Below are 26,850 nucleotides of genomic sequence, written 5' to 3'. Positions count from 1 at the left end.
TGAGGATACGATCGAAATCAGCCGGTGAGATCGGTCGAACAGCTGACTGCGCACGTCCCGAGATCCGGCCCTGATCGTTCAGAACGCCTCGCTCCAGGACACCGCTTTCATCAGCGAACGGCACCGGACGCGCGAAATCCAGGTAGCTACCTGGCTCAATGACTGCGATGAACATGCCCGCAGCTAAAGGATCTGGGATAACATCCTGGACACGTGCAATCGCGAAATATCCGCGTGTGCCTGTGATCTTGCGTGGTTCGTAGTAGACGATCCAGTCGCCAAGACAGGCTTGGACGCGGGTCAGATACTGCTGGGGAAACTGATACCGCTCGGCCGGGCTGTCATCGTAGATTGAATCTACGCGATGAATAAAAACGCCGAGGGTCATATGCAAAACTACCGCTTTAGGCGATCGCTTAAAAGCCTCTCACTGGTCGGAAGCAAGCCACGACCGTAGCTTTACAGCGCATCTGACAGGGCCGTTCGCCTTTGCGCCATAAGCAGAACTTGGCTCAACGCCCGGTAGCGGATGTTCATCCACGCGAAGCCATCCGTCCGGTGTCGACCCTTCTCGGGCCTTCAGGAAGTCCGCTTCACGGCAGGCTAGCGAAGATGACCTAAATCTGCGCCGGGTAGATTTTCGGCTGTCGGCTCTGGCGGATAGTTTCCGAAAAGCAGCCGCTCCTATCTGGAGCAGCTGCCGTCGCATGCTTGACCGTGTGATCCTGGCACAGGATCTTCCGAGGGACGTTTGGCATGTGCAACGGGAAACATGATCAGCAATCTTGAAATTCTGAGCCGCCTGATGCTCGCCGCTGTCCTCAGCGGCTTGATTGGGGTGGAGCGCGAACGGTTGCTCTGGGCCGCAGGCCTGCGAACGCACATGCTTGTCGGGGTCGGCGCCTGTCTCATCGTCATAGTCTCGGCCTACGGCTTCAGCGATGCGCTTGGCGCGCCCAACGTCGTCCTCGATCCTTCGCGTATCGCGGCGCAGGTCGTGTCAGGTATCGGATTTCTCGGAGCTGGGACGATCCTGCTTCGCGGTGAGGTCGTCAAAGGGCTCACAACGGCGGCGAGCCTGTGGGCGGTCGCTGCCATCGGCCTTGCGGTCGGCAGTGGCCTCTACGTTGCCGGCATCGCCACGACCGCCATCCTCTTGGCAATCCTCGCCGGACTAAAACCTCTTCAGGAGCGCTACCACAACCGGCTCCGTGTCCAGCCGCTTCGTGTGCTGGCCGAGACAGGAACAATCACGTTTAATACCCTGCAGGAGATCGCCGGGCAGCATACCTCGCGCATCCGCCAGTTCATTGTACAGCCGGCCGCCGATCCGGGAAAGGACGAGATTTTGATCTCGTTCGCGCGGCTGTCGCGTCAGTCAGTGACAGAACTTGCTCAGGCGCTGCGAGCAAGCCCCGGTGTCGCCAGTGTCGAGAATGTTGAGGGTCCTCTGTAGCCATCTGATAGGCCAGCGGGCGCGCAACCACTGTCCTTACGAATCGTTGTCCGGCATCGTAGAATTGGGAGCGGCTAATGAAATTTGGAACACTCGCACCGCTTGCCCTGGCTATGGCGCTGGGTCTCGCCGGCCCGGTCCTGGCTAAGGAGGACAAGCCGGGAGCAGACTGGATCCCCGCCGAGCAGGTCAAGCAGAAGCTGATGGATGCAGGTTACTCCAGCATCACCGAGTTGGAGGCCGATGACGGGCACTGGGAGGGCGAAGGCCTGAAGAACGGTGTGAAAATGGAGTTCCACGTCGATCCCAGGACCGGCGCCATCACCAAGGAAAAGCCTGACAAGGATTGATGGACAAGGTCGCGCGCCCAGCTCCCGGAGAGGTCCAGACTGGCAAGAAAGGTAGGCGCACGGCGTACCTGATCGCCGTGCGCCACAAGCGCGACTTGCCTCGCATCTACGCTCTGTTAGCCCCTTCGGCCGAGGCCGCGCTCGCGCAGTTGAACGAATTGACGACGGAGGGCATGGGGATCGAGGTCGTTGGTGCTCTCTCGCGGGACTTGGCCCAACGCCTCGGTCTCAAGGCAGGCGAGATACGGCTCGTCTGATCGCCGCGTATACGTCGATCAGCAGCGGGTTGAGCAGATCGAAGGATCTCTGACTTGGAGCGGGAGGCTTATCCTCCACTTCGTTCATGTACCGCCCCACGCGACTGGCATCTTAAGTCAGAAGCCGGGTCAGCGCGTAGCAAGCTGCCGAAATGCCTGCCGCAGCCGGTAGGGTGACGACCCAGGCGACGACGATGTTACCTGCAAGGCCCCAGCGCACTGCCGAGGTCCGCCGCGCCGCGCCAACCCCGATGATCGCGCCCGTGATCGTGTGGGTCGTCGAGACTGGCACGCCAAGCCACGTCGCCAGGAACAGAGTGATGGCCCCTCCCGTCTCGGCGCAGAAGCCCTGCGTCGGGTTCAGCCGGGTGATCCGCGATCCCATCGTATGCACGATGCGCCAACCGCCCGACAGCGTGCCCAGCGCCATCGCGGATTGGCACGCGAGAACCACCCAGAGCGGTACGTGGAAGTCGCCGGTGAGCTGGCCCTGCGAGTAGAGCAGCACCGCGATAATGCCCATGGTCTTCTGCGCATCGTTGCCGCCGTGCCCAAGCGAGTAAAGTGAGGCGGAGACGAACTGCAGCAGGCGAAAGGTCCTGTCCACGCCGAACGGGGTCGCCCGCACGCAACTCCAGGACACGACGAGCACGAGAACAAGCGCCAGGACGAAGCCGATGAGCGGCGACAGCACGATGGCTGCGACCGTCTTGCCCAAGCCCGACCAGACCACGACGCCGAGGCCCGCTTTGCTGACGCCCGCCCCGACGAGACCGCCGACGAGCGCGTGCGAGCTGCTCGACGGGATGCCGAACACCCAGGTGACGACGTTCCACACGATGGCGCCGACGAGAGCGCTGAGGATCACCTGCGGATCGACGATGCCGGCATCGACGATGCCGGTCCCCAGCGTCTCGGCCACGTGCAGGCCAAAGAACAAGAACGCGATGAAGTTGAAGAACGCCGCCCAGAGCACCGCATATTGCGGCCGCAGAACCCGCGTCGATACGATGGTGGCGATGGAGTTGGCCGCATCGTGCAACCCGTTGAGGAAGTCGAAGATCAAAGCCACCCCGATCAGGGCGACGAGGTAAGGCAGGGCGAGGGTTGTGACCTCCATGGCGGTCACACGTTCTCGATCACGATGCCGCTGATTTCGTTGGCGACGTCCTCGAAGCGGTCAACGACGTCTTCCAGGTGCCCATAGATCTCCGCGCCGATCATGTAGGCCATCGCGTCGCCGTCTCCACCATCGCGGCGATGCGCCTGATAGAGCGCCTTCAGGCCCTGCTCCTCCAGCGCGTCCGAGTGGCCCTCGATCTGGGTGATCGCCTCCGTGAGCTGGTTGATGCGTCCGGCATGCCTGCCCACCGCATTGAGCAGCGGCACGGCTTCGGCCGTGAGACGGGCCGCCTCGATCACCGTCTCGCCCATGGAGCGCATCAGGGGGGTGAAGTCGCGCAGCTCGTAGAGTTGAACCGCCTTCACGGTCTTGTTCATCTGGTCGATGGCGTCGTCCATCGATTGGATCAGATCCTTGATGTCGCCGCGGTCGAAGGGGGTGATGAAGCTGAGGCGCACCGCAAGCAGGACCTCGGCGGCGATCGCGTCCGCCTCCTGCTCACGGTCAACGATCACTTGGCAGTAGCGTGGAACCTCGGCACCGCCCTGTAGCACGCCCTGGAGAGCTTCCGCGCCGGCGACCAAAGTCTGGGAGTGGCGCGCGAAGAGATCGAAGAAGCGGTCCTCCCGCGGCATCAGGGCGCGAAACCAGCCAAGCATCGAACGAGCCTCGGGTGACCGTGACGCTGAGCCGAATTGCCGTTGGCTGCGTGCGTGGCAGCAAAACACCAGCCAAGCTGAGGCGTTCCAATGCGCGTCGGAATGTCGACCAACTTCTTTGCCGGCACGCGCTCATGACGGTGCCCTCTTTGGCGGATGACCACAGCAGGTTCCTGCAGCCATGTCGGGGCAGAGACGGAACGTCTGCTTTAAGGCGAAGGGTTAGGGTCCGCTATCCACCCTTCTCGGACTGTACGGGCTTGGGGGCGACGGCCTGGAGGGGCCGCCGCGGTGACGGTCAGATGTCAGTCTGCTCTGACATCACCAGCGCGTCGTCCGCCTCGATGCCGAGGTAGCGCACCGTGCTCTCAAGTTTGGTATGACCGAGCAGCAGCTGACAGGCGCGTAGGTTGCCCGTCCGCCGATAGATAAGCGCAACCTTCGTCCGGCGCAGGCTGTGCGTGCCGTAGCCCGCCGGGTCGAGGCCGATCAGCGCCACCCATTCGTCCACCAGCCGGCCATACTGGCGCGTCGTTAGGTGATCGCCCGGGCGGCTGCGGCTCGGGAACAGCCAATCACTCGCACGAAGCCCGCGCAGCTTGAGCCAAGCAGTCAGCGTCTCACGGGTGGTCTCGGTCAGCTCGAACGGGACGGGCCGGCCGGTCTTCTGCTGGACGATTGTGGTGCGCAGGCGGACGCCGTCGCCGAGGTGGACATCGGCCACGTGCAGGCGGACGAGGTCGCAGCCGCGCAGTTTGCTGTCGATGGCGGTGTTGAATAGGGCGAGGTCGCGAGTGCGGCCTTCGTGCTGCAGGCGGGTGCGGATCGCCCAGATGTGCTTGGGCTTGAACGGCGGTTTTGGGCCGATTACGCGGCCGAGGTTCCAAGGTCGGCGGGGGGTATCGCTGGTCGAAGGCATGATGACACTCCGTTTGAGGAGCCATCAGCATCTCACCGCGATCCGCGCGCGCCGTAGCCGCGCGCCATGAACGGACACCAGCTGACCGCCCAGTAGCGGACATTCAGTTTCGGATGACCGTCGCCGTGTCGGCCCCTGGAGCGGGCCGTTCCTACGCGATCAGTTCTACCGAGCGATCAGCCGAACTGCGGGGACACGGAGTGTCCTCTACTCCCCTGGCGCTTCTGACAGTGCAAACCACTTACGGCTGCGGGTGGGCCTGTGGTGTGGGAGCCATTTTCGGCTTGGCGGGCGTTGGCGGAGCCGGATCGGGTGGCGGGCTTTGCTTAGGCGGCGACGCGTTCGTCGGTGTATTGGCTGGCGAGACAGGCGAAGGAAGCGTCGGAGCCGGTGCGACAGACGTCACAGCCGGCGGGATCGGTGTTGGTGCCGACGCCGAGATCTCACCCGACCAACAGCTTATGTACGGGACGTTGGTCACTCGATACGCGACGAACGTGGCCACCGCTGCCCCGACGACTGCGAGCACGCCAACAAACCCCAGAAACCTCCGCTGCCATTTGATCCGACCGGCGAGGGTGACGAAAATTGTATCGAACTGATCGCTGAGCGCCGCAAAGTCCCGCTGAAACTTGGTTTTTTGGCGCGCGATATCGTCGGATATGGATGCCAGCGTCGCCCATTGGTTTCCGATGGCGATCGCCAAGAGCGCGACGAAGATCCACGCTCCCACGACGACGGCGAAGTTGGTCCAGAACTCGACGCCGCAGGCAGATATGACTTTCAGCTGCGAGGCGACGACGACCGTCGCGACCGGGATACCGAGCAACTGCGTCTGGATATCGATAATCGTTTTATGGATCTTGCTGAGATAATCGATGCGTGCGGCTTCGATCTCGTTGCGGATCTTTGAGTAAGAGAAGCTAGACGCGAACAGCTGATAGCCGTTGCGAACTTCCTCGTTCACCGAACCGAGGTTTGCGATGAGGTGGCGAAACCGGACTGCGACCGGCTGAGACGCGCAGATCCCGATGACGGCTCCGGCGAGGATCGCGAGCTTCTGGTCTCGGTGTATTTCGTCGGCGCACGCGCTGAGAATGGCGTCGGCGTCGGAGACGCTCACACGGTCCAAGTCGGTGGCCTTATACGCCAGCGGAACGCTGAACTTACCATCCTTGATGAAGATCAATTCCCTCTTGAATTGATCGACATAGGCCGCTGCTTCGCCGACGAGCTTCGTGAACTCGAGGACCTTGCGATAGGTCGCTAAGCGCTCAGGACAGGGATCGATGTCCGATGTGATACCGCCGTCGATGACGAAGTAGGCGCGCGGTTCTTTGACCCGCGCTTCCGGGGTATCGAGCAACCCGTCGAAGTCGCGAACGAGGGAGCCGAGCGCAGTCCGGGGTGGGCCGACGCGGACTGATACGATCTGACCGACTTGAAGCGCGTCGTCGTCGAGCACCACGATGTCTGCGTCAACAGCGACCTCCTGGTCATCTTCGATGAGTTGGATGACCTCTAGGACTTCTGGGGTCGCAATCGACAGCCTTCCCTGATCGCCGTTCTGATCGAAGGCAATATGACGATACAGCAGGGTCAGCTGGTCGAATGTGATCCTAGCCATCTTGGCTGTACTCAGCGCGCAGTTGCGCTGTGAGATCCTCGGGCAAGCCGGTCAACGTGAGGGTGTTGTCCTCAGCGTTGAACCGCACATTTCCGCGGGTGATTGCGTCGCGGTTGAACTCAATGCTCCAGGTCGGGGTCTTGCCCTTGAATTTGATCAGCGCTCCCAGGGCGCGGCGATCAGGCACGAAGCCGTCGTTGAGGCGCAGATCGGGATCGGCCAGAACGGTCATCAGCCTCTCGGGATCCTGCGGGCTCAGTTCGTTGGCCAGCGCCTCGAAGCTGAGTTCCTCCTGAGCCTTGGCCGAACGCTCGCAGATGGTTTTCGCGCGGGCGAGGAAATCGTCCTTGCTCGGGGTGTCCATGCCTTCATCGGTGGCGAATGCCATCAGCGCCTGGACGAGCTCGGCCGTGTCGCGGCGGTTCTGGACCGTGGTGTCACAGCCGAGGAATTCCTTGAAGTACTCGGAGACCTCCCGCTTGCCCTTCAAGAAGCCGATGTAGCGCTCCTCGCCGTTGGCCCAGCCGGTCATGTTGATGCGGCCCGCGAACCGAAAACCGTCCATGTCGAGATGGCGGACATCCTGGACATCGAGGTCGCTCGTCATCGACGCGCCGAGCTTCTCGTTGACGATCGCGATGAGGAGGTACTGCCGTTCTTCGCGCTCAAAATGAGCGAAGAAAACGTGGCCGCCCGTGGCAGCGCCCTTGTAGCCCGCCTGGGCCTTCAGCGTTTCCATCATCTTGTGCGTTAGCGTCGTGAAGTCACTGGGCTGGACGTTGAGGTAGGCGCTGAGGTGCTTCTCGGTTGGAAATCGATCTTCATCAACCGCGAATTTCCCGTAAGATTTCGAGGTCCGCTTGGCGTAGAGTGCGGTGAGGTCGTCGATCACGCGTTGCATCGTCTGAGTAACTTTCAGATCGCTTTTTCCGTGCTTAACGACAAAGGCCCCCTGGGTTTTGGTCAGGTCGTGGATCGCGACGCGGATAATGGTGTTTGTCACCTGCCCTCCCAGCGGCGAATGCAACGACCTCAGGTGTCGTTCACTGCGGCCGAGACTGGCTTGGCGCAAGGACGCTGACAACCCAGACGATACGATCGCCGCCCCCTGTCCCGAGCTCCTCTCGGGGTGAGTTGGACCGTGCAGAGCGCTGACCCCGCATCCCACGTGACCCCGCTGTCCTACAATGTGAACGAAACAAGAACAAGCGTGGGTTGGCAGCAGCGTGCGCGCTACGCCAAAGCGCAACGGTCTAAAAAGGACACTCGAGCAAACCCCTCGTAATGCGCCAAAAGGGCGACAAACCGCGGTGGAGCACAACACCCCCAGTCAACCCCGCCGAAGGTTCATAGCCGCGGGCTGGCCGCCCACAAGCGGACATTCCCAATGCCCGGAATGGGTCAAACCGAGAAGCGAACAGCGATCGAGCGCGCTACCGCCCGCTACGCGCTACCCGAGAATCGCGTCCTGCATCGTTGCCGCGGCGTCGGCGGCTCGCAGAGCAGCACTTTCGGCTTCGGCGCGCGCATCCTCGGCATTCTCGCTGTCTGGCTCGCCGATCGAAGCAGCCTCAGCATGGCGCTCGGCAGCCGCCGCATGATGGCGAGCAGCTGCAGCGTGTGCGTTGCGTGGGTCTTCGCCGTCTTCGGCAAGCCGAACCGCCTCATCGGCCTCGCGACCCGCATCACGGATGGCAGAGATACAGTCGCCGGTGAACCCGGAGGCCTCTGCGCCCGTGCTGGTCTGCGAAGCGGCATCAGCGCTTGCATTCTGCGCATCTTCCTGGAGATCCGCGTCACCATCCTGGCGGGCCTCGAAGTGCATCTCGGCAGCCGTTGCGTGCGCGTCCGCTGCGGCCGCGTGTTGCCGCGCGGCTTCGGCATGGGCAGCAGCAACGCGACGGGCCTCAGCGGTGCTGCTCGCGACCGAAGCCACGTCGGTGGAGCGATTGCTGCGGAAGCCGGCGTGCATTGAAATAATCCTCCAAACTGTCGAAATCGACAGAATAAAAAATCATTCCTGAGCTTCGGACGCAATTTCCCGTTATTCAGCGCGGTTAACGCATCAATATGATGAAGGCATATAAATGTGTCCCCTGCCCTCCTCTGCTAGCATTGTGATGTCCCAAAGCACTTTACGCTCGAACCGCGACCGCTGATCCTTCTCTCTCTCCATATTTTACGCGTGACACGAGACCCGCTCCGTTCGGCTCAGGCGGCGAACGCGCGATCGAGCGCATCACGTGCCACGTCGGAACTGCGGACGGCCTGCGTGTAGTAGCTGAGCGTAACGACCGGGCTGGCGTGGCCCGCGATCTTCGCCACGAGACCGACCTCGACGCCTTCGGCCTGAAGGGTTGAGATGAAAGAGTGCCGGGCCGAATGCGGCGTGACGTACGGCAGGCCAGCGCGCTTCAGCAGCACCGCCCAGATCCGTGTGCGGTAGTTGGAATAGAGGTGGATCCCCCCTCCCCCTATCCGAGGTAGCGGCCACGTCTGGCGCGTCCCGAGACCCGGGAATACACGACGCGGCTCCCCATCCCGGTGAGGGCAGATTTCGCGCCACGCCATCAGCATCGCGCGAAGCCTCGCCGACATGGGGATGGAACGCCGACCAGCCGCCGTCTTCGTCACCTCGGAAACGGTGCCGTCGATCTCCTGCATCCGGCTTATGCGGATGAGGCCTGCATCAAAGTCGACATCCTCCCACAGCAGCGCGAGCATTTCGCTCGGACGCGTTCCCGCCAGGAAGGGGAAGGCAACGAAGATGCCCTTCTCGGGATCGGCGGCGGCGACCTCAAGGAGGTTCGTCACCTGTTCCGACGTTAGGATCGCCTTGACGGTCTTCGCGCGACCCTTGCCCAGCCGGGTCGGCATCGCGGGCGGTCGGATACCCAGATCCTCTGCAGCCAGAGCGAGCGCGCCACCGAGGTATTTTCGAGCCCTATTGGCGGTCGAGGCGCCCACTTGCTGCATGAGCAGCTTGTGCCAGGTACGGATCTCACTGGTGGAGAGCCGATTGAGCTTGATCGCGCCAAGCGTGGGCTTGAGACAGGCGCCATCCGACACGAGACCCGTTTCGGTATGAACGCGTCGCTGCGTCGAAGTGGCCGACACCAGAATCGGGTCAGTGATGTAGCGGGCCGCCTGCTCGTAACCGAACAGCGTTCGATCCTTGACCTCGCCGCGACGGTTCTCGATCCAGCGCGACACGGCCTCGCCGACAGTGATGACATCACGTTCCGGAATGTAGGTCCGCGCCTCCACGGCGGCAGCAATCTCGTTGCGCTTGGCGATGGCCTCCTTCTGCCGCTCGAAGAACAGCTGGACGCGGGCGCCCGTCTTGGGATCGGTGTAGTTCAAGACCCAACGCGTGTTCGTCACGAACTCGCCCGAACGGAGCTTGCGCCGCCGATCCCGCTTGGTCAGGCTGATGTTAAATTGAGCGGGGGCCGACATTACCGATACTCCACTGTCTACCCGAACAGAAAATCACGCGGTTACAGGGGAAACAATTATTCGCATTACGAAGCCCAGCTGCGCAGTTAGCGAGCGTCTATCGACCGCTTCCCGTCGGGCCGACCGGGAACACACTTGTCCCTGTAACCAAGGCTGTAACCACGAATGCCGCGTCACGGGCCGGACGGCATAGATATACAAGTGGTCGTATTCGATAAATTTTGCCAATACGACCTGTAGACCCACCGCATTTATGAAGTAACGGTTGGATAGCGGTAGATCGGTCTGGTGTAGGTTGTGACGACCGTGTAGGTGCCGAGCCACACGCCACATCGGACCATCAGACAAAGGGGAGGGAGGCCCCCTCCCCCTTTAACCATTATTTTTGGGAAAAGGGGTGTAAAGCCTACACAATCTACATGGCCTACACCCCCACCTCATATCACCGGCGCATCCGGTGGCGCTAACCCACATGTTTCGTCATTCTCTTGGCCTTCCAACCAAACATTAATCATCTGGCCTTTACTGCTACGCGATAGCTTCTTAAAATGAATTCCAGCGAGCGCCATTCCGGTCTTGAATCTGTCGAGCGATTTTGAAAGCTTCTGAGGGGTATCGGGGAAATACCTTGGCGGGTAATCGGGCTTTATCTTCGCCAGCAACTCACCGACAGTTCCTAAGAACGGGGCCAGCTCAAGCGCTTTTCTCATTTCGACAACAACAGTTTCATTATTAGTTCGATCGATGATGCGATCTGTTTGGCAGCGGTGTAGAATGTTGATAAAAGTGCCTTCCGCCAAACCTGTTGCCGGTTCAGCCGCCTGAAGCCAACGTGCCGCGTCTGCCATACGAATCTGCCTAGGCAGTTCCGTCTGCCCTTCGTTGCGGAGTGCACACGCCACGATGTCGTAAAGGGCACCAAGAAGGCCTGGTAACAAAACGTCGATCTCAGCGTTGATCTCAGCCTCGGTTCTTCGGCTGTCCTCATCCAGACGTGTCATTGCAACAGGAATGAGACGTTCGATGAGGTCCGGCTTTGATGCGACGTCGCTAATACCGTTGATGATAAACGGTCGCGTTGCCGTGACAATATAGAGCTCGCCGTCCGTATAGAGCTTGCGGCTGACGAAGCCACCCCCTGTCGCTAATGAACAAAGCGCATCAGATATGTTCGCATTCATACCTGAGGAATTATCGAAAACAAGTAGGTAAAAGCTGTTAGCATACACCATAAGCTCGCGCTCGTTCTCGGGTAGGCGGACTTTCTCGCCAATATTCGGATCAATGATTTTCCGAGCTACAGTGCAGAGGAAACTCTTGCCACTACCTTGCTCACCCTCAACAAGAAGGCAAAGGTAAGGACCTTCGCCCCGCAGTACGTTGATGACAAACGCTAGGAAAAGCGCGAACGTTTCGTCGGAGAGGCTGAGGATCTCCTTCAAACGGTTCAGATCACCGCCACATTTGGGCTCGGGCAGCTCGCGCATCCCCGTAACCCTGACGAACCGCAGAGGACTTCGGACCCGCACTTCGAAACCCTGCGCAGTAATACATACGACGCTGCCATCCGGCGTTCCGCGGTCGATGACGACCATGCCATCCTGTCGGCCAATACGCGAAAACACGCGTTCCTGTGGGCCCTCAAAGCGTGCTTTGGCATCGAGCAGCGCGATAACCTCAGCACAGGCCGCGTCCCGCAGCGCTTTCTTACTCGCCATGTAATAGCGATGTTGGAGCACCCCAGCGGCCGCAGTTGAACCCAAAGGATAGGTGATCATGCCCCCTGACTCCGTCGGTACTGATAGATATCCCCGATTAAACTCATCATGTGAAAGCTCGAATCCGGACTCCGCAAGAATTGCAAGTAGAACCTCGCTAGGACTTGGCTGTTTCGGTCCCCGCGTTGACGATTCTTCCCTTTCAAATCCCTTATTCCTTGCGCTTGCGATCCATTCCGGCAACTCTTCAAGGGAATTGCCGCTGTACCCAGACGGTAACAACGCCTGAATGACTGATGTGATTTGGATATCGTCGTATCCTTTTGCCACCAGTTGGGCTGCAAACGCGAGTCCAGCATGATGAGTTGAAGTGCCAGCCGCAAGAATCGAAGCGTGCTCAGACCCGAGTACGATTTTAAGCAAAGTCAAACGTTCTTTATCCAGAATCGGCAATGAACCTAAATTCACATCAAGAAGCGACGTTCCGATCCACTTATATGGCTGTCCAGTTGTAGGATGAATTGAGTTCGGCAAGACGCAAAATCTGCCGCTCGCCAGAATGTCGCAGGCTACAAGTTTCTCAAAATCGGCGAAGCTTGTCGATCTAATATCATCTCTACATCTTGCAAATGATGTAAGACCTTTCTTGCCTAACTTGGCACAGACGGGATTACCGAAAATTGCGTTGGCGACAGCGACAAACCTGTCTTGGTCGACATCAATTGCAACCAGACGCCAGCCCTCTCCGATATCGGTGCCGGTGACAATGCCTATACCTCGATCAGAATACGCGTTTAGAAACTCTTGGAGCTTAGATGCGGCAAGAGGTCCAGACGAATAACCCTGCCATCCCTTGATTTCTTTTGCCGGGCGCTTGTGATTCCTTTCCACTGGCAGAGCGGTGAAGCCGCGATCGGAATACAGCTTGGCAAGGTCTCCAAAAGGGCCAATGTTTGAATTTTTGATGGTGGACATGACGCATTACTCCGCGATTGCACGGCTTGCTGCGAAGCGCGTGCACTGGTTGGTTTGAGAATTTGAGATTTTTGGTTAGACGGCCGCGCTCAAATCGAGCGCATCAGCTTCTTGATGTCGGAGGACTTTACGTACGCCCGACTATTGAGAATCTTGTAAGTTGGAATTAGACCAAGCTTGGCTGCACGCTGTATTTTGAAATACGGAACGTTGAGCGTGCTCGCTGCCTGCCGGAACGTGAGATACGGTTCGGGCGGCTCTGGAGCTGGCTTATCTGTCATCATCCTCGTGTCTCCCGGCTGCGTTCGTTGCTGCCGAGAACCCGTTTACGAGGGTTCGAAGGGGCTGGCTCCCAGACCCCCGGGGTCTGATTTTACAGAAGTCGAAATTTTTTCGCCGACAGGGGCGGGAGGACGTGGCTCGTGATGAGAGGATGCTCGATCATACGCATCAGCTCGCGATCAGTAAGTTTTGTATATGTCGATTTTAGAGTGCCGTTACGCTTAAGGCGACCTGTCATCTTGTTTTTCTCAGTCTGAAGGAGGCAACTAAACCATTCGACCGGATATGGTCCCCATGGCGCTCGAACAGCGCAACCAATCTCTTCCACCAATTCAACCATTTTTTCGGTAGCTTTTTTACGATCAATATGCTCATCGCGGCTAGCATATATGATCCAGTGAGCAAACCAATGCCTTTGGATAATTGTTGTATCGCTATTAGCCATCATTATTTGGTGAAAATGGCTGTAGTAATAGTCTCTGTTCCCGACGTACAGCTCTAAATACGCACCGTAATTATAGTGTAGTCCAGCCCATGATTTAATGAAGTCGTGTGTCAAAGATCTCGATTTTATGCTAGCTTCCACAGCTAGCCATAGGCCCGTTTTTGTCTTGGTTTTGGGCATACCATCATCATTTGCATTACCAATGGGGCCGAGCGAGTTGGCGATTTCGACGAGACGCTCCCGTTTTTCCCAATCGACAACACTGACGTAGTCCCACGACTTTATTTTTTGGATATGATTGCTTTCAATCATTCCATAAGTAGCATCACTCAATTTACATCGTTCGAGATCTTCATCCATCATAACGTAGTACGGGATATATGCTGCCCGCATTGACTCGAAATCTTGCTCAACTTCCTCCCAGTCAATAAGCTTAGACTTAGATGTGGACATTTCAACTCCTATGAGTAGTCAAATAGTACAAGTTGTGAGTAGAATTCGTCCTACAAATTCCTGATTGAAATCATAGTACCCCTCCCCCCCCCGAAGTAGGCATCAGCGGCCTAAGCGTAATAGGCACGTTTCGAAAAACTCTCTGACCTGAAAGGATGTTTGTCACATTTGGTCTTGTTAAAATGCTAAATATGTCAGGCGGCTGGGACTTAGCCGCCCTCATGAGCACAGATTGCCCGGCGGTCGCCGCGGGACCGAGACGGCATCGCTCGGCCCCTCCCAGTTCGGGGTCGGCTTCCTCCATTTCGGGCTCGACGCCGGTGCGCGCGTCCCCGAGGCACTGGTGCACGAGATCGACAGGTTTGCCGAGCCGCTGAAGTCCGACCTGTCGATGCGGGTCGCCGATACGCCGGTGATCGACAAGGTCCTGCCCGTGCTGAGAGCCCCGCTGCGCGGAAGCAATTACGTCGCCGGGGACGGCTGCTGCGATTCCATCAGGCATGTCCGTGCCCTTCTCCCGCTCAACGGAGCATTCCGGTTGGCACAGCGATTCGCCATCGACTGGGAGAAGATCGACGACGAGAACCGGATCGTGCGAGGCGACCTGAAGGACGTGAAGAACTACCGCATCTACGGCGAGCCGGTGCTGGCGGTGGCAGACGGCTCGGTCGTCGGGGCGCGCAACGATCTACCCGACTAGGCACCAGGTGCGCTGCCGGCAAACCTGCCGATCAGCGAGGCGGACGGCCACTTCGTCGTGCTCGACATCGGTGGCAGAGCGTTCGTGCTCTACGCCCACCTTCGTCCTGGAAGCGTCAGGGTGCGCTTCGGCGATTAGGTCGGGCGCGGCGGGATCACCGGCGAGCTGGGCAACACCTGCAACAGCCAGGCGCCGCATCTCCACCTTCACGTCATGGACCGTCCGGACGGTCTTCAGGCGGACGGTCTGCCGTACGTCTTCGAGGCCTTTGCCATTCCGGCGGATGCCGAGGCGGGGACTGCCGATTTCGATCGGGCGGAGGCGACCGGCTCACCGCTTGCACTAACTCGGAAGTCTCCTCCGCTTGCCGTACGCAAAGCCCTGCCACTCGACCTCTCGATCGTAGATTGGAAGCCGCGAGCTTCAGAAGGTGGAACGCGGTAGCGATCGGACCGACAAGCCGATCTGATGGATGGGACCCATGCCCTGGGTCCGCTGCCGACCGGTTGCGAGCACTGGCAACGTCCGCTTACGGCCTAGCTTTGGCCAGCCTCAGATCTAGATGTGATCGAGCACGCTCATGCCGACCCCGACCCCGACCTCGACCCCGGGCACCCGCACCATTAATGGCCGGCACGCGCAGACTGAGCGCCCCGGAGCGGCAGGCGACGTTGGGAAAGGTTCTTCTCCGCCGGCTGGAGAGTGGCGAATAACGCACCTCCCGGAACAGTATCCGAAGCTGTGCCGTTCCCTGGACCCGGCTCGCATCAACCCCGACGCCGCGCCGGAAACAATGAAATGAGGACACCTATGAGGAAGTCTCTGTTCGCCGCCGCCATCCTGGCCACACTGAGTGCTACCTTGGTCGCTCCGGCCTCCGCCGCTCCCGGCATGATCGGTACGGTCGACGCCCCGACCGCCGTGACCGAGGTCCGGATGGACGGCATGCACGGCCATCGTGGGCATGGCCGCATGATGGGCCACCATCACATGCGCGGTCACATGATGCGCCACCATCACCACCGGGGCCACATGATGCGTCATGGCCACGGCCATCGCCATCACCGCATGTGATTTCCAGGGGCCCTTCGGGGCCCCTATTCACGCTATTGCGGACGTTCGTCGAGGGTACCCAGCGTTAGATTTCGACCACTAGTAATCGGACCGACAATGCGATCTAAAGGCGTTATGAGCGCAGCTAATCGCCTAGCCTGACCCCGCCTGGATTGACGCAGATCGCGTCATCGACCCGCGTGTTGATCAGAACTCGACAGCAGCGCGGCTTTGCCCGTCGATCGGGCTGATGCTCTAAAGCGGACATGACAACTTCTGGCGGCAGTGACCGAGTTGGGTGGGAAGCGGTCCCTGACCTTTCGCCCTTAAGCGGACGTTCTGGTCGTCGAGCGCATGCCGGGCATTCAGATCGGAGGCGAGGTTGCTGACAAATGCGGCCCAGAGAGCGCGCCCCCGATCAAAGTGCGGTTTTGGGAGCGGAAGGCATCATTGATATGAGCGGCACGCAGGCGCCATCAGATCGCATGGCCGAGGTCGAACGTCTCACTGCGGCGCTTACCGATCAGATCCTCGACGCGCAGATCATGAATCGGCCGATTTCCGAGGATCAGGCCCATGCGCTCGCAAAGGGCGCCCGCCTCTTACACGACAACGGAATGCCCTGGCCGCCAGTGTTGGCTCAAGTGCTGCAGACATTGATGGATGGCCGGAGCGAGGCCGAGCCGGAACCGGAGATCTCGACCGAAGCCACCAACGCCTCGGCACCGAAAGGTCTCTCCCGCTTTCTTGGCGCCTTCCGAAGGGAAAAGGGCCCGCTGGATCAGCCCACGTCCGAAAGCGACGGCGGCGCGCAGGGATAGAGCGTCGAAGAGACAAAGATGCTGAACGTTGAGATAGTGTACGCCGACAGCCGTGGCGTTCCGTATGTCCGCGATCGGTTCTCATCCAACGGCCACGCAGAGGCGGAGGTCCGCGCTCGGCACGAACTCGACGTAGGACAGTATCTCGCCTCGGCTCAGCAGGCGCTCCAGAGGGGGCCGGTGCTTGCCAGGATACAAAGCCATGGCTCCGTCGTATGGATTTTAACGATCAAGGAGCGTGAGGCAGAACGCCAGAGCGCAGCATTTGCCTCAACGCCATCGAAATCACATCAGACCGACGGGTAGATTGAAAGACCAATGCCGCGATAGCGCGATCTGGCTGCAACCTATGGACGGACAGTCGAAGCGGTGCCTGGGTATAGGCGCCGGTCCGATGTCAGCCTTTATTTTTGTAGGCCTTGATCGCGTTCTGGCATCCCGGTGAAAGCTTCGACATGTTCTTTTGGAAGCAGGCTTGGGTCTCGGGGCCGTCCTCGGGTGGCAGGCCAGCGCAGAAGCTCGTGAAGTCGCCAGCACACTGCTGCTGCAGGACATCCTTTTCCTCGTCGGTCATCGGCGCCGCCACTGCGGCGCTGGCTACGGTGGCGGCCAGCACGAGGCCCAACCCGAAATGTACCGACATGATCTGCTCCTCTGCCCATGGACCGTTCCAGGTTGAAGGCAAGAACGCCGTCGCGGGCTCAACCGTTGCACCGGTCGATTTGCGGACGCGGCCCACTCCGTCATGTAGCCGACGCAGCCGTCTGCGACTTCCAAATTTAGAATGTATTCAGATTGGGAATGCCAAACCCACCCGAGCATGTTGCCGATTGATCCCGACGTAGGTTCAAGCGGCCTGAAGCGGAAAGGCGGGTGCACCGGCATGGCCGAACTATCAGAGAGCCGATACTCGCTCAACGAACAAGCGCTTCTTGCAGAGCGAGTAAGCCAGAGCGGTCGCACGACCCCAACGTTGCCGGCAGCGGCTAAAGAACGTCTTGGGGCACAATTACGGCTGCTGTTTAGCGTACATACCTCAGAGCTTTTGCCGTCCGAATTTTTGGATCTAATCCAACAACTCGAAACAGCAGTTGGTGGGCATGAGCACCGAGATGCTGACTTTCGTTGTGACTTGCTTGCAACCTTGCCGGCATTGCGCCGTTTCTCACACAGCCTAGCGCCAAATCATGCCGACGATCTTGTCCAAGAAACACTTCTAAAAGCCTGGGCCTGTCGACATCAATACAAAGTAGGGACAAATTTCAAAGCGTGGCTGTTCACAATATTACGAAACTTATTTTATAGTCAGACCCGCAGACGCAAGCGAGAGGTTGAAGACGTAGACGATGTAGCTGCTGCTCAGCTCGTCGCCCTACCTTCGCAGGAACACGGAATGGATCTGCAGAAGGTCTGGAACTTGGTAGCCAAGCTGCCTGCCACGCAACGAGAGGCGCTATTGCTAGTCGCAGCTCAAGGGATGACCTACGAAGCCGCCGCCGAGGTACTCGGCTGCCAAGTCGGAACGGTTAAGAGCCGTGTCAGTCGCGCTCGCACAGCCCTGACAGAGACGTTGGAGACATCCGGCAATGTCAGTTGATTGCGAAGTGTGGCTCGACGAGAAAAATCAGGTTGGAAGTTACCTCTTCGCTCAACTTCCTCGCACAGGGGATACCGTCTCCCTCCCGGATGGTGTCGGCAAGGGCGTGAAAAAGACATACCAGCATTTCCGCGTCGATAGCGTGACCCATCGTGCTGCTGACGAAGGGATCGAAGCTGTAACCTACCTATTCATTTCAAAGGGCGCCTAAACCAGCCACGTGAATCTCTGTATTTGTAATGAGATTTGCATCTTTTTCGGACAGGTCAGATTATTTTCTCAGAATCGGTCTCACCGATGTTTTAGAGCGAATGCTGCCGTAGCACTCCTCATCGCCGTCTCCGGGCAGTTCGTGGCTTCTCCCCATGTGCAGGCTGGAACGGTCTCGTTCGTGCAGCCGTTCGGGCTCAGTGAGACGCGGGAGGTCCTATGAAGGCGAGTGTGATCCGGGACCTCTGGTACAAGAACGCGGTGTTCTACTGCCTGTCGGTTGGCACCTTCATGGATGCGGACGGCGACGGCACCGGCGATTTTGCGGGATTGGAGCGGCGGCTCGATTACCTGATCGGTCTCGGTGTCACCGCCATCTGGCTACAACCGTTTCAGCCCTCGCCGAAGCTCGACCACGGCTACGACATCACCGACTATTACGGCGTCGATGCGGTCTACGGCTCGCTCGGCGACTTTGTCGCCTTCACGCATGCGGCCAAGCAACGGGGCCTCAAGGTCATCATCGACCTCGTCGTCAATCACACCTCCGACCAACATCCGTGGTTCCAGGCGGCCCGCTCGGACCCGACGTCGCGTTTCCGCGATTGGTACGTCTGGTCCGACAAGCGGCCCGCGAATTATAACGAGGGCATGGTCTTCCCGGGCGTCCAGAAATCGACCTGGACCTACGACGAGAAAGCCAAGGCCTGGTACTTCCACCGCTTCTTCGACTTCCAGCCCGATCTGAATACGGCGAACCCGGCCGTCCAGGCCGAGATCCTGAAGATCATGGGCTTCTGGCTCGAACTCGGCGTCTCGGGCTTCCGCATGGATGCCGTGCCCTTCGTCATCGCGGAGAAGGGGCCGGACGTGAAAGGCGCGCCCAAGGAGCAGTTCGACATGCTCCGGGACTTTCGGGAATTCCTGCAGTGGCGCAGTGGTGACGCGATCATTCTGGCGGAGGCCAACATCCTGCCGAAGCAGGACATGGACTATTTCGGCGAAGACGCCGACCGCATGCACATGATGTTCAACTTCCAGGTCAACCAAGCACTCTTCTATGCGCTCGCGGCCTCGGACGTGCGGCCTCTGGTAAAGGCGCTGGAAAAGACCTGGAACCGGCCACCCTCAGCGCAATGGGCAATGTTCCTGCGCAATCACGACGAACTCGATCTCGGCCGGCTGACCGAGAAGCAGCGGCAGACGGTCTTCGAAAAATTCGGGCCTGACAAAGAGATGCAGCTCTATGACCGCGGTATTCGCCGCCGTCTCGCTCCGATGCTCGACGGCGACCAGCGTCGGATCGAACTGGCCTACGCCCTTATGTTCTCGCTGCCGGGGACGCCGGTGCTACGCTACGGCGACGAGATCGGCATGGGCGACGATCTTTCCATCCCCGAGCGCGACTGCGCACGCACCCCGATGCAGTGGACAGGCGGCGACAAGGGCGGCTTCACTCGTGGTGCGAAACCGGTGAGCCCGCCGATCAGCGGCGGCGCCTACGGCTACGAACACGTCAACGTCGCAGCCCAGCGTCACGAGCGCGGCTCGCTTCTCCACTGGATGCAGAGCGTCATCCGCCAGCGCAAGGAGGCGCCGGAGATCGGTTGGGGCGATTTCTGCGTGATCGAAACCGGCGAGAACGCCGTGCTCTGCCTCCGCTACGACTGGCGCAACAATTCGGTGCTGTGCCTACACAACCTCGATCCGAAGCCGATCGAAGTGCATTTCAGGACTGGTGTGAAAGGCGAGGAAGGCAAACTCCTGGTCGATCTCCTCACCGGGGCCAGAACCGAGGCCGGGCAGGACGGCCGTCACTCCATCTTGATCGAGGGATACGGCTACCATTGGTACCGCGTTGGCGGCCTCGATGCCCTGCTGCGTCGGAGCGCGAACTGACCCAATCCGTCGCAAAGACTGGCACATGATAGACGGGGACGCTGCCGCCTATAGCTGAGACGGGCTGTTATGCAGCCACGGAGCCGGGGGACGCGAAGAAACGCTTCTCGAACTCCGTTGACGAAACGGGTCTGCCGAAGTGGTAACCCTGTCCTTCGTCGCATCCAAGATCATGCAGAAAGCGCGCAGTGGCATCGTCCTCGATGCCTTCCGCGATCACTGACAAGCCGAGCGAATGCCCGAGTTCAATCGTTGCGCTGACGATCGCGGCGTCGTCGCTGCCGGGCGTCAAGCTTTTGACGAATGTCTGATCGATCTTGATGGTGTCGAGTGAAAATTTCTTTAAATACGTCAAGCTGCCGTAGCCCGTTCCGAAATCATCGAAGGCCATCTTGATGGATTGGGCTCGGAGGTCAATGAATATGGCATTTGTCTTCTGGAAATTTTCAAGGACGATGTCTTCTGTGACTTCGAGTTCGATGAGCTCGGGCGGAACCTGGGAGACGGCGAGCAGCGCTTTGACTTCCGTGACGAGATCACCTGCGGAAAATTGACATTGCGAAAGGTTGATGCCGATTCTCACGGGATGACCCGCACGATACCAGATAGCCGCCTGCAGGAAAGCCGTCTCCATCACCCAAGCCGACACCCCCTCTGCCAGCGAGGTCGCATTGACCACCGGCATGAACTCGCCTGGCGAAACGTAACCACGTTGGGGATGGCGCCATCGGATTAAGGCTTCAGCGCCAACCACTTTGCCCGATCGGAGATCGACCTGCGGTTGATAGAACAGCTCGAACTCGTTGCGCGCGAGCGCTTTTCGTAGTTCGAGCTCAAGGGCCTCTCGGACGACGATGGCTAGACGCATCGATGGGGTGAAGCCGACGGGCTCCGATATTAGCGCCGAACGGGCGGATGCCAGCGCGAACTGCGCGTTTCCCAGCCATTCCTCCGGATGTTCCGCTGTCAGGCCTTCGGCGCAGCCGACCGCCATCGCGACGCGATGACTGCGCGCCCCGAGACCAACCGCGGTGTTCTGGAAGTCCACGATGATGCGGCGGCCGAAGGCTTCGGCCCGATCCGTGGGCGCAAGGACGGCGAATTCTCCATCCGACAGTCGGGCGACGAAGTCGATCGATGTTGCCAGCGCCGTCAATCGACTCGCGACGGCGACAAGGAGGGCGTCGGCGAAGGACGCTCCGTGGAGATGATTGATCTGGCCGAACCTGTCGATGCCAACGAGCAGGAGCGCCGTCGGTCGCGCCTGTTGCCGTTCAAGCTCGGCGAGAAGGCTGTTGCGGTTGGGCAGTCCCGTCAACACGTCGCATTCAGCTAGAAAGCGGATCCGTGCCTGCTGCCGCTTGCGCTGTGAGATGTCGCGCAAGACCGCGCCGTACTGAACTCCGCCCGGTGTGTCCCACGCCGACAGCGAGCATTCCAGGTCGAAACGATCGCCCGTAACGCGGCGGCCCCCGAGTTCGACCACGTAGCCGTTTGCGTGGCGGAGCTGTTCGGATGGAATGGCGGTGAGCTCGAAACGCTCTGTGGCCGCCGTGTCATCCATGTCCAGCAGGAACCAGAAGGGCCGTCCGATCGCTTGACCCGCTTCGTAGCCGAAGATGTCTGATGCGGCCGGATTCCAGAAGGTGATCCGCCCCATGTCATCGGCACAGACCAGCCCGTCGCGCAACGACATCGTGATTCTCTGGAACCGCCGCTCGGCCACGAGTCTCAGGATGCCGCGCAAACCAATCTCGTCGAACATCGCAACGACCAGATAAGCGAAGCAGGCCGACAGCAGTAGTGAAGTGTCGACGACGATCGAACTCGATGCCTGAAGAACGATGGCGCTTATCTCTCCCAAGAGCGCGACGGCAGCGAGGCCGGCGACGCGGACACCGAGGTGGGCTCTAGACCAAGCGAAAGCCATCAGCAGAATGACCCCCACGACCATGGCGATCGAAACGAACCCCGAGGTCGTTGCGAGAGCGCGCTCTTGAATGATCGTTTCCGCCGCGAGTGCGAGTACGATCGACCCGGGCAGGATCGTACCGTTCGGCGCATTCAGCCGGTCACCCAGTTCAGCGGCAGTGCCGGCGATGACGACCTTCCTGTTGCTCAAGGCCTGCAGGACCGTAGGGACACCGCGCAGGACATCGATGTAGGAGTAGCGCGGTATGGACGAAGGGAGGATGCCGAAGTCGATGCGGAAGGTCTCTCCGTTTTCCTGATGGCGCCCTGCCAGGATAGCGCCCATCGATGGAATGAATGTGCCGTCGACCCGGTCGCCATAACTGTAGTGTCGTGCGATGCCATCCCGGTCGGGGCGGATATCGACCAAGGCCAACCAGGAATCCGCCAGGAACTGAGGAAGCGGCCGGTTCACGTGCAAGGGCGAACCGTCGGCCTGCGCTTCAAAACGTTGGCGGAAAGCCGGCAATATTACGGAACTCCCCGCCTGCCGGAGCGCTTCGACGAACGCGGCGTCCTCGGCCGGTAAAGATGATGAGCTGAAGTCGACATCGAAGGCGATGTCCGCGACTGATGACTTGCCGAGTTGTTTCAATAAGTCGCTGTGGAGCGTACGGCGCCACGGCCAGTGGCCGATCGCCTCGATAGATTTTGGATCGATTTCGATGAGAGCCACCGTCCCAGATGCGGGACGCGTCGCGACCTTGAAACGCGCATCGACGATGGCGTCGCGAAGCCAGACTTGAAGGCCCGAAAGGGCGGCCAGTGCCACGAAGAGGCCGACGACGAGGTGCGCCCAGGCTTGCCGCTTTTCGAAGGTCGGCAGCTTGATCTCGGGCAACGCTCAGTTCCTTCTATTGCCGTTGGAGCCGGCGCCGGTGCTGCCACCGTTCCCGTTGCCATTACCGTTGTTGCCGTTCCCGTTTCCGCTCGAGCCGGCGCCGGTGCTGCCACCGTTCCCGTTGCCGTTACCGTTGTTGCCGTTGCCGTTTCCGCTCGAGCCGGCGCCGGTGCTGCCACCGTTCCCGTTGCCGTTGCCGCTCGAGCCGGCGCCGGTGCTGCCACCGTTCCCGTTGCCAGTGCCACTGGCTGCGTTGCCGGAACCGGTCGTCCTGCCGCTACCTGCGACCACGGTGCCCCCGTCGGCGGCCGTAGTCGTCAGCGTGCTGGCGCTCGAATTGGTGGAGACACGCGAGACACCGGTGGCCCCGAGAATGGCTTCGGCAGCCCCTACGGGGTTTCCGCTGTTGGTGGCCTTGTTCTTGCCGGCATTGGTACCTGGATTTAAGTCGCCCGTGCTCCAGACCGTCGACCGGCCGGAGCCCATGCTCCCCTGACGTTCGCTTCGCGCCACCCCGTTCGTCGCCGCATGGACATCGAGCGTGATTTCCCCGATCGGGCTCGCGATGCGCGGTACACCGTTCGTCCCTCGGACGAGGCCGCCGGCTTCACCGGCTCCCGGCAGCGCCGCGACACGCAACGGGGTCGAGCCCGGCAGAGGCTTCAGACCACCCTTCGGAACGTCTAGCGGCGTCACGCGGGGGGCACGCGGCGCCCCGTGATCGATCGGGCTGAAGGTCCCGCGACCGGAGAGTTGCAGTCCCTGTTCGGAGCCTGCGCCGACCCGGGCGCTCTGACCTGGGAGAACGAGCGCCGACTCTCCCGTCTTGAAGTCGGCGACCTGCACGCGACCGCGCTCGACATCCACTTTGGCGCGTCCGTTCTCCAGCGCAACCCGAAAGCGTGTCCCCTTCACGACCGCAGCGAGATAGGGCGTTTCGACCTCGAAGTGCTGAACGTTTCGCTGCTCCACATCGAGGGCGATCGTGCCGGCCCGCTGGATCACCGTCGAAATGCCGGCCTTGCCTGTGCCGGGGAGAGTGATCGCCGAGTTCGGCGTGACGAGAATGCTTTCCGCGCCCCGATTCAGCAGAACCCGACCGGTACGCCCCGTGCGGATCGAGTCGCCGGCCCGGAGGACCGTACTGTCCGAAGCCGAGGCCGGACGCACAGTATCGCCGGAGATCCAGGCCTCGCCGGAGGCCTTGGCGATCCGCCAGGGAGCGTCTTCGCAGAGCGCCACGCCGGGGGCGGCAACTAGGCCTAAAACGATTGAAACGAGGATCAGGACGACCCGGCGAGAGGGCTGGAGCATGGCTCCGCTTCCTTATGTCGGCAAAGGCGCGGTCGGGACCGGCGGCGTGGAATCCCAGAGCTAGGGGGAATTCCTTAACCACGTCTTTTTACCTTTGCCGAAACGCCATGCGTCCGCAGTGCAAATAGGCAAAACATGTTGGGCCCGAAACGACACAGCGGATTTACAAGTACGGTCTCGGTCTCTGCTCTCGTTTCGGTGGCGTCTTTTGCTGCGGCTGCGGTGTTTCCGGGCTTCGTGTCGGCACAGGGCGTCGGACGGTTGGTGCCGCCCGCGCAAGCCTTGGTGTCCACGCCGAGCTCCAATCCACGGGCGTCCGGCAGTAACAGCCCGCGGATAACATCGTGGCAGCGGACCGGTGAAACGGCTTCGTCGCATGCCGCCTCGCGTGGGCTGTTTCGACTGAATGCCATCGATCTCGAAGGTGCCTCAGCGCTTGTCGAAGGCGATCTCGCGCATGCCTACGCACCGTTCATCGGACGGGATGTCTCGGAAGGCGATCTGTCGGCGATCACGGCCGCCATCGGCAGGCTCTACCGTGAAGCCGGATACCATCTCACCCGCGCGATCATCCCGGCACAGGACCTGGCAGGCGGCCGAATGCGAATCCAAGTGCTCGAAGGCACGATCGAAGAGGTTGTCGTCGTCGGCGACGACCGGGGTGCGTACGGCCTGCCGAGCCTGCTGTCGCCCGTGACAGCGGAGCGGCCGTCTCGGCTCGCGACGCTCGAACGCCAGTTGCTCCTCGCCAACGACCGGCCCGGCATCCGCGTGTCCGACACGACCCTCGACGAGATAGAACCCGGAAGCGGTCGCTTTCGCCTGAGAGTCACGGTGCGGACATGGGCCGTGTATGGAGCGGTCGGACTCGACAATCTTGGATCTGCGGCGGTCGGACCCTGGCAAGGCTCGACGAGCGTGGCCTTGAATTCTCTAGTGCTGCCGGGCGACAGCTTGGTGTTCTCCAGTTCCTCGACCCTGGGCTCCTGGCGCGAGCTTAGCTTCGGAAGCCTCGCCTACGACGTCCCCCTCGGATCGGACAGCTTCCGTATCGGTGCTGCGGCCACCGTGAGCGAGATCAGGCCCGGCGACGGGCGGCGCTGGCAACGTACCGTTTCCGAGGCTGAAACCTACGAACTGCGGGCCTGGTACGCTCCGTTCGTCGGCCAGACACAGACGTTATGGCTCGGAGGCGCGTTAGGTGTCAGCAGTATCGCTGAGCGCAACGCCGTCGGACGGACCTACGACGATCGTCTCGGCCTCGCGAGCCTGTCCGCCGATTACAGGTTGCACATCTCGGAAGACAGCTGGACCTACCTTTTCGCCACCGTCCGCCAAGGCCTCGGACCTGTCGACCGCGAAGACGCCTTTGACAGTCTGTCTAGGACGGGCGCATCGACACGCTTCTCCCTCTTGAACGCTTCGTTCGCACACTATCAGAATCTGGCCGACGCTTGGTCGGTCAAGCTGTCCGCAGGAGGCCAGATCGCATCCGGCCCCCTGCTTATCTCTCAGCAATATTATCTGGGCGGCTATTCCTTCGGACGCGGATTTGAGGCTGGCTGGCTGGCTGGCGACAACGCCATCGCGGGGTCGGGCGAGCTTCGTTACGACATCCCCGTGCGTGCCGGCTTTCTGAGCGCCATCCAACTGTACGGCTTCCTCGAAGGCGGTGCGACTGAGACGTATTTGCAGCCGAAAAACATCGTTCAGACGATCGCATCCGTCGGTGCCGGAGCGCGCTTCTTCGTCACCGATGACCTTTTGGCGGGAGTCGCCATTGCGAAGCCGATCACAGACACCGCGATCTACCGCAGATCCGACGGCTTCTCGTTTCTTTTTTCACTGACAAATGTCTTTCGACTCTGCCCAAACTCTACAAAATGGCAATGTAGTTGATTTATCCAATAAATATAGATCTGCGGCGCGACACCGGTACAACTCCTAAAGCGCAAGCAATATTTGTTTTCCGATCACATCATGTTGGAATATTAAAGAGTATTACCAGAATATTCAGAAGATATCGATTTTATAAAATCTCCAAATCTAACGGTCGATTAAGTGATAGCGCTTGGTCATCAGTCTGTTCGAGTCAGTTGGTTAGGCTCTCAGCGAGCACGTAGGCCCTGGAGCGGCTGACCGGAAGTACCGAACGATCGGAACGAGCGCGAAGCCGTAGATCCTCGTTTCGCGAGCTCATGTCCGCTTCTTTGATGTCGCCTCTCGATACCGAACCGGCAAACATCCCCTCGTTCCAGTCGTAGGTCTTCGTCTATCCCGCTACCATGAAAATTACCTTCTGAGGGTCGGCAAGGCGTCGTAAGCTGCCGGTAGGGCAACGTCTGCATCTTTGCGCGGGCGATCCGAAGCGGTCGTTTTACTTTCGGCCAAATCTGATCGTTCCAAAGCCCCTACTGACCACTATCTGGCTCAAAGCCTTTTGATGCGGTTGCAGCCGTGGTTACGGTCACGCGGCGATGAGGTAGTAAGCGGAATTTGCAGAAATTTCACAACGTTTCACGCTTGAGTTCGGTCCGCCCATCGGCGACCGCGACTGCGATTTCGTGGAACGGCGTGGAATTTCATGCGATCGTTTGAAACTGCCGAACGGGAAGATTCGCGCTCTTGTAAGCGGTAGGTCGCGAGTTCAAGTCCCGCAACCGGCACCACTCTATCCCCTTCGAAAGACAAGGCTTTTCGATTCCTTGAATGCCGCTCGTA

The 26,850-nt window shown here is 60.0% G+C and carries 24 protein-coding genes and 1 pseudogene; 11 read left to right on the top strand and 14 right to left on the bottom strand.

Annotation, left to right across the window (positions count from 1 at the left end; translation table 11 throughout):
- Positions 1 to 388: pseudogene (locus FV217_RS16030) on the bottom strand (EVE domain-containing protein); the annotation flags it as partial.
- 384 nt (positions 389 to 772) lie between these two features.
- Here FV217_RS16030 and FV217_RS16025 point away from each other — a divergent pair.
- The 3 genes from FV217_RS16025 (at position 773) to FV217_RS16015 (ending at position 2,063) form a co-directional block, all read left to right on the top strand.
- The gene (locus FV217_RS16025; protein WP_147818178.1) at positions 773 to 1,456 is read left to right on the top strand and encodes an MgtC/SapB family protein; all 684 of its coding nucleotides are present in this window, start codon (positions 773 to 775) and stop codon (positions 1,454 to 1,456) included.
- A gap of 77 nt (positions 1,457 to 1,533) precedes the next feature.
- On the top strand, positions 1,534 to 1,806 hold the full coding sequence (locus FV217_RS16020) for a PepSY domain-containing protein (RefSeq protein ID WP_187272599.1): 273 nt from the start codon (positions 1,534 to 1,536) through the stop codon (positions 1,804 to 1,806).
- A complete protein-coding gene (locus FV217_RS16015; protein ID WP_147818177.1) occupies positions 1,806 to 2,063 on the top strand; it encodes a hypothetical protein in 258 nt (85 codons plus the stop codon). Before FV217_RS16020 ends, FV217_RS16015 begins: the two co-directional genes overlap by 1 nt.
- A gap of 112 nt (positions 2,064 to 2,175) precedes the next feature.
- Here the strand turns inward: FV217_RS16015 and FV217_RS16010 are convergent, their stop codons facing one another.
- The 5 genes from FV217_RS16010 to FV217_RS15990 all read right to left on the bottom strand — a co-directional run bounded on the left by FV217_RS16010 (position 2,176) and on the right by FV217_RS15990 (position 7,394).
- Entirely contained in the window at positions 2,176 to 3,183 is a 1,008-nt protein-coding gene (locus FV217_RS16010; RefSeq protein ID WP_147818176.1) for an inorganic phosphate transporter, read from the bottom strand.
- Positions 3,184 to 3,188: 5 nt separating this feature from the next.
- Positions 3,189 to 3,845: a DUF47 domain-containing protein gene (locus FV217_RS16005; protein ID WP_147818175.1), complete on the bottom strand. Its 657-nt coding sequence runs from the start codon at positions 3,843 to 3,845 to the stop codon at positions 3,189 to 3,191.
- Positions 3,846 to 4,143: 298 nt separating this feature from the next.
- The gene (locus FV217_RS16000; RefSeq protein ID WP_147818174.1) at positions 4,144 to 4,764 is read right to left on the bottom strand and encodes a tyrosine-type recombinase/integrase; all 621 of its coding nucleotides are present in this window, start codon (positions 4,762 to 4,764) and stop codon (positions 4,144 to 4,146) included.
- Between the two features lie 241 nt (positions 4,765 to 5,005).
- Positions 5,006 to 6,391, bottom strand: coding sequence for a hypothetical protein (locus FV217_RS15995; protein ID WP_147818173.1), 1,386 nt, complete (start codon positions 6,389 to 6,391; stop codon positions 5,006 to 5,008).
- Positions 6,384 to 7,394 (bottom strand): nucleoid-associated protein, encoded by a 1,011-nt coding sequence (locus FV217_RS15990; protein ID WP_187272598.1) that lies wholly within the window; start codon positions 7,392 to 7,394, stop codon positions 6,384 to 6,386. The genes FV217_RS15995 and FV217_RS15990 overlap by 8 nt, the downstream gene beginning before the upstream one ends.
- Positions 7,395 to 7,787: 393 nt before the next feature.
- Between FV217_RS15990 and FV217_RS15985 the strand changes: the two genes are divergently transcribed.
- Positions 7,788 to 8,366: a hypothetical protein gene (locus tag FV217_RS15985; RefSeq protein WP_147818171.1), complete on the top strand. Its 579-nt coding sequence runs from the start codon at positions 7,788 to 7,790 to the stop codon at positions 8,364 to 8,366.
- A 236-nt stretch (positions 8,367 to 8,602) separates the two neighbouring features.
- Here FV217_RS15985 and FV217_RS15980 read toward each other — a convergent pair whose 3' ends face one another.
- The 4 genes from FV217_RS15980 to FV217_RS15965 all read right to left on the bottom strand — a co-directional run bounded on the left by FV217_RS15980 (position 8,603) and on the right by FV217_RS15965 (position 13,723).
- On the bottom strand, positions 8,603 to 9,850 hold the full coding sequence (locus FV217_RS15980) for a site-specific integrase (RefSeq protein ID WP_147818170.1): 1,248 nt from the start codon (positions 9,848 to 9,850) through the stop codon (positions 8,603 to 8,605).
- A 437-nt stretch (positions 9,851 to 10,287) separates the two neighbouring features.
- The gene (locus tag FV217_RS15975) at positions 10,288 to 12,543 is read right to left on the bottom strand and encodes a bifunctional DNA primase/polymerase (protein WP_147818169.1); all 2,256 of its coding nucleotides are present in this window, start codon (positions 12,541 to 12,543) and stop codon (positions 10,288 to 10,290) included.
- An 89-nt stretch (positions 12,544 to 12,632) separates the two neighbouring features.
- The gene (locus tag FV217_RS15970; RefSeq protein ID WP_147818168.1) at positions 12,633 to 12,827 is read right to left on the bottom strand and encodes a hypothetical protein; all 195 of its coding nucleotides are present in this window, start codon (positions 12,825 to 12,827) and stop codon (positions 12,633 to 12,635) included.
- A gap of 89 nt (positions 12,828 to 12,916) precedes the next feature.
- A complete protein-coding gene (locus FV217_RS15965; RefSeq protein ID WP_147818167.1) occupies positions 12,917 to 13,723 on the bottom strand; it encodes a hypothetical protein in 807 nt (268 codons plus the stop codon).
- Positions 13,724 to 13,955: 232 nt separating this feature from the next.
- Between FV217_RS15965 and FV217_RS22965 the strand changes: the two genes are divergently transcribed.
- The 4 genes from FV217_RS22965 (at position 13,956) to FV217_RS22960 (ending at position 16,603) form a co-directional block, all read left to right on the top strand.
- The gene (locus FV217_RS22965) at positions 13,956 to 14,423 is read left to right on the top strand and encodes a hypothetical protein (protein ID WP_187272597.1); all 468 of its coding nucleotides are present in this window, start codon (positions 13,956 to 13,958) and stop codon (positions 14,421 to 14,423) included.
- 810 nt (positions 14,424 to 15,233) lie between these two features.
- Entirely contained in the window at positions 15,234 to 15,497 is a 264-nt protein-coding gene (locus FV217_RS15955; RefSeq protein ID WP_147818166.1) for a hypothetical protein, read from the top strand.
- Positions 15,498 to 15,868: 371 nt separating this feature from the next.
- The gene (locus tag FV217_RS15950; protein ID WP_210245145.1) at positions 15,869 to 16,297 is read left to right on the top strand and encodes a hypothetical protein; all 429 of its coding nucleotides are present in this window, start codon (positions 15,869 to 15,871) and stop codon (positions 16,295 to 16,297) included.
- Between the two features lie 18 nt (positions 16,298 to 16,315).
- Entirely contained in the window at positions 16,316 to 16,603 is a 288-nt protein-coding gene (locus tag FV217_RS22960; protein WP_187272596.1) for a hypothetical protein, read from the top strand.
- A gap of 91 nt (positions 16,604 to 16,694) precedes the next feature.
- On the opposite strand, the gene FV217_RS15945 is transcribed toward FV217_RS22960, so the two are convergent.
- On the bottom strand, positions 16,695 to 16,940 hold the full coding sequence (locus FV217_RS15945; protein ID WP_246682850.1) for a hypothetical protein: 246 nt from the start codon (positions 16,938 to 16,940) through the stop codon (positions 16,695 to 16,697).
- 180 nt (positions 16,941 to 17,120) lie between these two features.
- Between FV217_RS15945 and FV217_RS15940 the strand changes: the two genes are divergently transcribed.
- Together FV217_RS15940 and FV217_RS15935 are read left to right on the top strand one after the other, a co-directional pair.
- Entirely contained in the window at positions 17,121 to 17,894 is a 774-nt protein-coding gene (locus tag FV217_RS15940) for a sigma-70 family RNA polymerase sigma factor (RefSeq protein ID WP_246682848.1), read from the top strand.
- Between the two features lie 441 nt (positions 17,895 to 18,335).
- Positions 18,336 to 20,003: an alpha-amylase family protein gene (locus FV217_RS15935; protein WP_147818179.1), complete on the top strand. Its 1,668-nt coding sequence runs from the start codon at positions 18,336 to 18,338 to the stop codon at positions 20,001 to 20,003.
- Positions 20,004 to 20,070: 67 nt separating this feature from the next.
- Here the strand turns inward: FV217_RS15935 and FV217_RS15930 are convergent, their stop codons facing one another.
- Both FV217_RS15930 and FV217_RS15925 read right to left on the bottom strand, forming a co-directional pair.
- A complete protein-coding gene (locus tag FV217_RS15930; protein WP_147818163.1) occupies positions 20,071 to 22,815 on the bottom strand; it encodes an EAL domain-containing protein in 2,745 nt (914 codons plus the stop codon).
- Positions 22,816 to 22,818: 3 nt separating this feature from the next.
- Positions 22,819 to 24,057 carry a FecR domain-containing protein gene (locus FV217_RS15925; RefSeq protein ID WP_187272595.1) on the bottom strand — a complete coding sequence of 413 codons (1,239 nt, stop codon included), beginning with the start codon at positions 24,055 to 24,057 and terminating at the stop codon, positions 22,819 to 22,821.
- Positions 24,058 to 24,327: 270 nt separating this feature from the next.
- Here FV217_RS15925 and FV217_RS15920 point away from each other — a divergent pair, with 270 nt between their 5' ends.
- Positions 24,328 to 26,028, top strand: coding sequence for a ShlB/FhaC/HecB family hemolysin secretion/activation protein (locus tag FV217_RS15920; RefSeq protein WP_187272594.1), 1,701 nt, complete (start codon positions 24,328 to 24,330; stop codon positions 26,026 to 26,028).
- A 618-nt stretch (positions 26,029 to 26,646) separates the two neighbouring features.
- On the opposite strand, the gene FV217_RS23220 is transcribed toward FV217_RS15920, so the two are convergent.
- On the bottom strand, positions 26,647 to 26,850 hold a 204-nt coding region (locus FV217_RS23220; RefSeq protein ID WP_210245144.1), incomplete at its 5' end, for a hypothetical protein.

This window comes from Methylobacterium sp. WL9 (assembly GCF_008040035.1).
GTDB classification, from domain to species: Bacteria; Pseudomonadota; Alphaproteobacteria; order Rhizobiales; family Beijerinckiaceae; genus Methylobacterium; species Methylobacterium thuringiense.
This window is presented reverse-complemented; position numbering and strand designations above follow the sequence as displayed.